The organism is Aquiflexum sp. (assembly GCF_041749095.1).
Lineage (GTDB): Bacteria > Bacteroidota > Bacteroidia > Cytophagales > Cyclobacteriaceae > Aquiflexum.
This window is the reverse complement of record NZ_JBGTCA010000058.1, coordinates 1-4,196: the sequence shown is the minus strand read 5'-3', so window position 1 is coordinate 4,196 and position 4,196 is coordinate 1. Positions and strand designations below refer to the sequence as shown.

Sequence of the window (4,196 nt, the reverse complement as noted above, 5' to 3'; positions counted from 1 at the left end):
TATATCAAAAGAAAGTGGCTTCTCTCCGTAAACATCTTTTCCTGCCTGAAAAGCTAAAGATGCGATTTGGGCATGCCAATGATCCGGTGTAGCACAGGTGATGGCATCAATATCTTTTCTTTCCAAAATATGTCGGAAATCTCCATAACCTTCAACTTTTTTTCCGGGTTGTAAGGTTTCCATAGCCTTTAAACTGCCAGCGAGATGTTGCTCATCCACATCGCATAAAGCTACTACCTCGACCTCTGGAAGCGCGGAGAACCATTGCATATGATTATTTCCCATTCCCCCAACGCCAATATGTGCCACACGTAAACGGTCACTAGGCGCTACTTTTCCATATAAAGATGGAAGCAAGGTAAATCCCATAGCCCCTAGGCTACTTTTTTTTATAAAGTTTCGACGATTGCCTTTCGGAGTTTTCATGGGGCAGGGTTTTAGTTGGTAATAGGTTTTTTAATGAGATGAAGTTCCTTTTTTCACTATAAATCAGATAACAAGATAGTAAACTTTCGGGAAAAATCCGTAGTACAGAAATCAAGGCACGTACCTGACTCGTTAATAGCAAGAGTTTTTAAAACAGACGATTTAAAATTTCATCATTCACTAAATTTGGCAAAGTAACCTTCAACCCGGGTGTGCGTTGCATTTCCCGTTCTATGGCGAAGCGGGCTTCTTTATTTCGTGCCCAGCTTCTTCGGGAAATACCATTGTTGACATCATAAAAGAGCATATTTTTTAGTTTCCTGAAAGCATCTTCCGAACCATCTAACAGCAATCCAAAACCTCCATTGATGACTTCTCCCCAGCCAACCCCTCCACCATTGTGTATGGACACCCATGTGGCTCCTCTAAAACTATCGCCAATCACATTGTGTATTGCCATATCTGCTGTAAACTTGCTTCCATCATAGATATTGCTGGTTTCCCGGTAGGGAGAATCCGTACCACTTACGTCGTGATGATCCCTGCCCAAAACTACGGGAGCGGTGAGTTCACCATGCTTTATTGCCTCATTAAAAGCTTCGGCTATTTTGATTCGACCTTCCGCATCTGCATACAATATCCGCGCTTGCGATCCCACTACCAGATTATTGTTTTCTGCCTCTTTTATCCAAGTGATATTGTCCTGCATTTGTTGCTGAATCTCATTCGGGGCATTGATTTTCAACTCTTCCATAATTTGCAAAGCAATGGCATCCGTTTTTCTCAAATCAGATGATTTTCCGGAGGTGCATACCCATCTAAAGGGACCAAAACCATAATCGAAACACATGGGACCCAAGATATCTTGTACGTAGGATGGATATTTAAAATCGATCTTGTTTGCTGCCATTACATCTGCACCAGCTTTGGAGGCTTCCAACAAAAATGCATTCCCATAATCAAAAAAATAGGTGCCTTTGGCAGCATGTTTATTTATGATGTCAATTTGCCGTTTTAAAGAGTCTTGTACTTTTTCTTTAAAAACGGATGGATTTTTGGCCATCATATGGTTGGCTTCTTCAAAGGTAAGCCCTACCGGATAATACCCTCCGGCATACGGATTGTGCAGGGAAGTTTGATCGGATCCTAAATGAACAAATAACGCTTCCTCATAAAATCGTTCCCACACCTCCACGATATTTCCAATAAAAGCGATAGAAAGTATTTCTTTATCTTTTTGCGCCTTTTTGGTACGTACGACCAATTCGTCTAAAGAGTCTATCAGTACATCTACCCAGCCCTGATGAAATCTTTTTGTGGCCGCAGCCGGATTAATTTCGGCACAAACAGTAATACAGCCCGCAATGTTCCCCGCTTTAGGTTGCGCGCCGCTCATGCCTCCCAGTCCTGAGGTTAGAAACAATTTCCCCGCTGGAGTTTCGTCCTTATCAAGAACTTTGCGAAAGGCATTCATAACGGTGATCGTCGTGCCATGCACAATCCCTTGCGGACCAATATACATATAGGAGCCTGCTGTCATTTGTCCGTATTGCGTGACACCCAGTGCGTTGTATTTTTCCCAATCGTCGGGCTGTGAGTAATTAGGAATCATCATTCCATTAGTAACCACCAATCTTGGAGCTTCTTTGGAGGAAGGAAACAATCCCATAGGGTGCCCCGAATAGATGTGCAAAGTTTGCTCATCGGTCATCTCCGCCAAATAATGCATAGTCAACAGGTATTGTGCCCAATTTTGAAATACAGCACCATTCCCGCCGTAAGTGATCAGTTCATTTGGATGTTGCGCTACAGCCGGATTCAGATTATTTTGAATCATTAGCATAATACTTGCTGCCTGAAGACTTTTAGCAGGATAATCATGTATTGGACGGGCGTACATTTCATAATCGGGTTGAAACCGATACATATAAATTCGACCATAGGCTGCTAGTTCTAAGCCAAATTCTTCCGCCAACTCCGAATGCCATTCAGCCGGAAAATAGCGGAGTGCATTTCCGATAGCCAATTTTTTTTCGTCTTTGGAGAGCACATCCTTTCGCTTTGGGGCATGGGATACAGTAGTATCATAACCCCTTTTTGGAGGCAGTTGCGTTGGAATTCCTTGAGATATTTGGGCTTTAAAACTCATACTTCACTCAATATTGGACTGTTTCTCTATTTACGTTCATTTTGAACTTGAATTTTGTATTTTCTTTTGAAGTTCCCATTCTCTTAGGGTTAGTGGTTATGCTTATCATAAACACATTCTCCATTTTTAAACACCATACAGGGTTTAAATGTCCCTTGATGATACAAAATCTCATTGTAATGGTCGGTGTGAAATAGGGCGAAATCGGCTAGAAAACCCACTCCCAGTTTGCCTCTATCCTTAAGCTTCAGGGCTGCTGCTGCACGAAAGGTAATTCCGGCAAGCACTTCGGCAGTCGACAATTTTTGAAAAGTTCCTAAAATTGCAGCTTGGGTAAGCAAATCGCCCATGGGTGCTGAACCGGGATTATGGTCGCTGGCAATAGCCAAAGCGCATCCTGCATCAAGCAATTGGCGGGCCGGAGTAAAACCACATCCCAGACCCAAGGATGCCCCGGGCAAAGCTGTAGCAATTATATCACTTTTTGCCAATAGGGCAATTTCGTTTGGACCACTTGCTTCCAAGTGATCTGCACTTATAGCACCATGAGTTACCGCCACAGCACTGCCTCCGGTTGTGAACTGGTCGGCATGTAAGGTGAGATCAAACCCAAATGCTTTGGCCTTTTTAAAATAGATTTCAATATCAGTGGCAGAAAAGGCGCTCTCTTCTATAAAGGCATCTATTCTATTGGTGAGTTGTTCTTTCCGTAACACCGGAAAGAGGGAACGACTTATTTCATCGAGATAATCAACTGCGCTTCCCGCAAAATCCTTAGGCAGCATATGCGCCGCTAAACAAGTTGAAATAAGATCTATCGGACCTTGAAGATTCGCACTTTGTATAGCGCGTAACATTTTTAACTCCTCGCTCACGGAAAGGCCATAGCCACTTTTCACCTCTATAGTGGTTACCCCATTTTTAAGATGTTGTTTTGCTCTTTTCAGCGTCTTTTTAATTAAATCTTCCTCACTTGCTTTTCGGGTTTGGGTTACTGTATCCCAAATTCCCCCTCCCGCTTTGGCAATTTCCAAATAACTGCTTCCGGCATTGCGCATAGCGTAATCCTTAGCTCTGGTACCATCAAAACAAATATGAGTATGCGCATCAATAAATCCGGGTAAACAAACATGATTGCCTTGCAAATGAATTATTTCTAGCTGTTCTTTTTCTGCGTTCTTTAATAAGCTCTGAAAGGTATCGATACGATGAATTACTCCATTTTCCATCCAAATACCCGCCTCTTCCAAAACCGGTAGTGTTCTATCGGAAAGTGCTCCTTTTAAAGGTAAGCCGGTCATGGTAAGAAGTTGACGAAAAGGTCCTATAAGTTTAGCTTTGTTCATATTGCTTATCGTGATGCGCTTGGCGCAATGCGTTCTGCGTCTATCGTTTTAATACTTTTCAAATAGGTCGGAATACTTTGTATTGAGGGAAATACCTTCTCGTTCTTCCACTTGTTTGATAACTTCAATTATCATCCCTTCCTGAATCATCTCTATCCCTATTGCAATGTCATCTGCAAATACCCGATCTTTTTCGGCAAAGGCTACGCTTTTTCGAATTTCCCTATGAATTTCATCCAAAAATATCCCTGACTTCATGGGTTTTCTGAACTCAA

Annotated in this window: 3 protein-coding genes and 1 pseudogene; all 4 read right to left on the bottom strand. The window is 42.3% G+C overall.

The genetic code is table 11. From position 1 onward, the window contains the following. The coding region (locus tag ACEW8O_RS03710; RefSeq protein WP_373493278.1) for a Gfo/Idh/MocA family protein at positions 1–426 on the bottom strand (426 nt) is incomplete at its 3' end. Between the two features lie 148 nt (positions 427–574). After that, positions 575–2,575 carry a urocanate hydratase gene (locus ACEW8O_RS03705; protein ID WP_373493277.1) on the bottom strand — a complete coding sequence of 667 codons (2,001 nt, stop codon included), beginning with the start codon at positions 2,573–2,575 and terminating at the stop codon, positions 575–577. An 89-nt stretch (positions 2,576–2,664) separates the two neighbouring features. Then, the gene (hutI, locus tag ACEW8O_RS03700; protein ID WP_373493276.1) at positions 2,665–3,921 is read right to left on the bottom strand and encodes an imidazolonepropionase; all 1,257 of its coding nucleotides are present in this window, start codon (positions 3,919–3,921) and stop codon (positions 2,665–2,667) included. A 48-nt stretch (positions 3,922–3,969) separates the two neighbouring features. Then, a pseudogene (locus tag ACEW8O_RS03695) lies at positions 3,970–4,196 on the bottom strand (hypothetical protein); the annotation flags it as partial.